The organism is Nocardia neocaledoniensis, from assembly GCF_029868625.1.
GTDB lineage: Bacteria > Actinomycetota > Actinomycetes > Mycobacteriales > Mycobacteriaceae > Nocardia > Nocardia neocaledoniensis_A.
Genome location: NZ_JARWOJ010000249.1, coordinates 1 through 3,094, shown reverse-complemented (window position 1 = coordinate 3,094; position 3,094 = coordinate 1). Strand labels below are relative to the sequence as shown.

Genomic DNA, 3,094 nt, shown 5'->3' with positions numbered 1-3,094 from the left:
CCCGCCGCGGTCCCCCCCCGCGACCCCGGCTCCCCGTCCACCCACACACCCCGCCCCCGGCCCCGGTCCCTCGCCCCCCGGGCCCGGGAGTCGGTGGTCGACACGAGTCAGACGGTGATGGTCTGATATTCGGTGTACTGGCCCAGGCCCACCTCGCCGAACTCGCGGCCGATCCCGCTGGCCTTGAAACCACCGAACGGGCCGTCGAAGCCCACCGGCGCGCCGTTGATCGTCACCGTGCCGGTCCGGATCCGGCGCGCGACCGCCAGGGCGGCTTCGGTGTCGGCCGACCACACGCCACCGGAGAGCCCGTAGTCGGAGTCGTCGGCGATGCGGATCGCGTCCTCGATGTCGTCGTAGGCGATGACCACCAGCACCGGCCCGAAGATCTCCTCGCGCGCGACGCGCATATCCGGTGTCACGTCGGCGAAAACCGTCGGCGTGACGTAGAAACCGTCGCCGAGGCCGGGCGGGAGCTGCGGCCCACCGCAGACCAGGCGCGCGCCCTCGGCGATGCCCGCCTCGATGTAGTCGCGGACGCGCTGTTGCTGATCACCGCGCACCATCGGGCCGATGAAGGTCAGCGGGTCGCGCGGATCGCCGACCGGCAGCGACTCCACCAGCGCCGCGAGCGCGGCGACCACCTCCGCGTACCGGCTGCGCGGAGCGAGCACGCGTGTCTGGGCGATGCACGATTCCCCGTTGTTCAGCAGCGAACCGAACTTCAGGCCCGCCATCACCGCGGTCAGGTCGGCGTCGGGCAGGATCACCGCCGCCGATTTCCCGCCCAGCTCGAGACTCACCCGCTTGAGCTGGGCACCCGCGATGGCGGCGATCCGCCTGCCTGCCCCGGTCGACCCGGTGAAGGCGATCTTGTCCACCCGCGGATGCGAGATCAGGTGTTCGCTGGTGTCGCGGTCGGCGGGCAGCACGCTCAGGACGCCCGCGGGCAGTCCGACCTCATCCATCAACTCGGCCAGCACGCCCATGCTCAGCGAATTCTCCGGCGAGGCCTTGAGCACGACCGCATTGCCGGTGAGCAGGGCGGGCAGGATCTTCGCGGTCGCGGCGGCGAAGGGCGAGTTCCACGGGATCACCGCGGCCACCACGCCGACGGGTTCCCGCCGGACGACGCTGCGCACCTGGTCGGTCGGGTCCGACGGGGTGAGCGTGCGCTCCCAGGCGAAGCGCTCGGCGGCGGTGAAGTAGGCGCGCGCCTGTTTGCTCAGACCCCGCTGGCCCGCCGTGGTGAACCAGGACGCCGAGCCGTTCTCGGCGGTGATGAGCGCCGCGATCCGGTCGGCCTGGGCGGCCCGGAGCTCGTCGAAGCGGCGCAGAACCGCGATGCGGCGCTGCGGCGGGGTGTCGCGCCAGACACGGCTGTCGAAGGCCGCGGCGGCCGCCGCCACCGCCCGGTCCACGTCCGCGGGGTGGGCCTGCGCCGCCCGGCCGATGACCGACCGGTCGTGCGGGGACAGGATTTCCAAGAGCGCCGGTTCGCTGGGTTCGGTCCACGCACCGCCGACGTAGAGCCGCTCGTAGGTGATCACGCGACGGCTCCTCGGGTCGGCGGCTCCTGCTGGTCGCGGTAGGTTTCCAGCAGCCGCAGCCAGACCTCGCCGATGGTGGGGAACGACGGCACGGCATGCCAGAGCCGGGCCAGCGGGACCTCACCCGCGATCGCCACCGTCGCCGAATGCAGGAGTTCGGTGACACCGGCACCGGCGAAAGTGGCCCCGACGACGATCTCGCGTTCCGGATCGATCAGCACGCGGGCTCGCCCTCGATAGCCGGGATCGTGCTGGATCGCCCCGGCGACGTGCCCGATCTCGTAGTCGACCACCCGCACAGCGCGTCCGGTACGGGCCGCCTCGGCGGTGGTGAGGCCGACGGCGGCGATCTCCGGATCGGTGAAGATCACCTGCGGTACCGCCGCCACGTCCGCGGTGGCGGCGTGCCGGCCCCAGCGCCCGGTATCCAGCCGCTGTCCGCGGGCCCGGGCGGCGATGACCGCACCGGCGATGCGGGCCTGGTATTTGCCCTGGTGGGTGAGCAGGGCCCGGCGATTCACGTCGCCGACGGCATAGAGCCAGTCGCCTTCGACCGCGGTGACGGTGAGTGTGTCGTCGGTGTCCAGCCAGCCGCCGGCGGTCAGCCCGACGGTGTCGACGCCGAGGTCGGCGGTGCGCGGCGTCCGCCCGGTAGCCAGCAGCAACTCGTCGGCGCTGAGCCGGGTGCCGTCGGCGAGGACGAGCTGGACGCCGCCGTCGAGACGGCGCGCGGTCGCGATGGTCGTGCCTAGCCGCAGGTCCACACCCGCGTCCGCGAGCCGCTCGGCGACCAGGTCGGCGGCGAAGGGCTCCACGCGCTCCAGCAGCCGGGATTCCCGGGCGATCAGGGTCACCTGCGCGCCGAGTGCCTGCCAGGCGGTGGCCATCTCGACCGCCACCACCCCCGCGCCGAGGATGGCGAGGCGGTCCGGCACCGCCTGCGCGGCAGTGGCTTCGCGACTCGTCCACGGCCGCAGCGCATCCGAGTCGGGAAACGGGGGCAACGCCGCCGCTGTTCCGGTGCACAGCGCGACCGCGTGCCGGGCGAGCAGGCGCACGGTGGCGCCGTCGGAAGTCCGCACCGTCACCTGCTTCGGCCCGTCGAGTCGCCCGTGGCCGCGCACGAGGTCCACCCGCACGGAGTCGAGCCAGGCGAGCTGGTCCTCGTCGTTCCAATCGGCGGCCATGTGGTCGCGATGTTTCAGTACCGCGGCCACGTCCAGTGGGCCGGTCACCGCGCTCGCGACGCCGGGAAAGCGGGCCGCCTCGCGATGGAGCAGGGCCGGGCGCAGCAACGCTTTGCTTGGTTCGCACGCCCAATAGGAGCATTCGCCGCCGACCAGTTCGGATTCGACGATCACGGTGCTCAGGCCGGGGGGGGGGGGGGGGGGGGGGGCGGGGGGGGGGGCCCCGCGCCCCGCCCCCCGCGCGCCCCCGCGCGGCGGGGCGGGGGGGGGGGGGGGGGCGCCCCCCCCCCCCCCCCCCCCCCCCCCCCCGCGGGGGTGGGGGGGGGGTGGTGGGGGAGGGGGGTGGGGGCGAGGGTC

Annotated in this window: 2 protein-coding genes; both read right to left on the bottom strand. The window is 74.0% G+C overall.

Going from position 1 to position 3,094, the window contains the following annotated elements; all coding sequences use genetic code 11:
- Positions 1-107: 107 nt before the first annotated feature.
- A complete protein-coding gene (locus tag QH270_RS19440; protein WP_280344402.1) occupies positions 108-1,550 on the bottom strand; it encodes an aldehyde dehydrogenase in 1,443 nt (480 codons plus the stop codon).
- A complete protein-coding gene (locus tag QH270_RS19435) occupies positions 1,547-2,911 on the bottom strand; it encodes a dihydrolipoyl dehydrogenase family protein (protein ID WP_280344399.1) in 1,365 nt (454 codons plus the stop codon). The genes QH270_RS19440 and QH270_RS19435 overlap by 4 nt, the downstream gene beginning before the upstream one ends.
- Positions 2,912-3,094 lie beyond the last annotated feature (183 nt).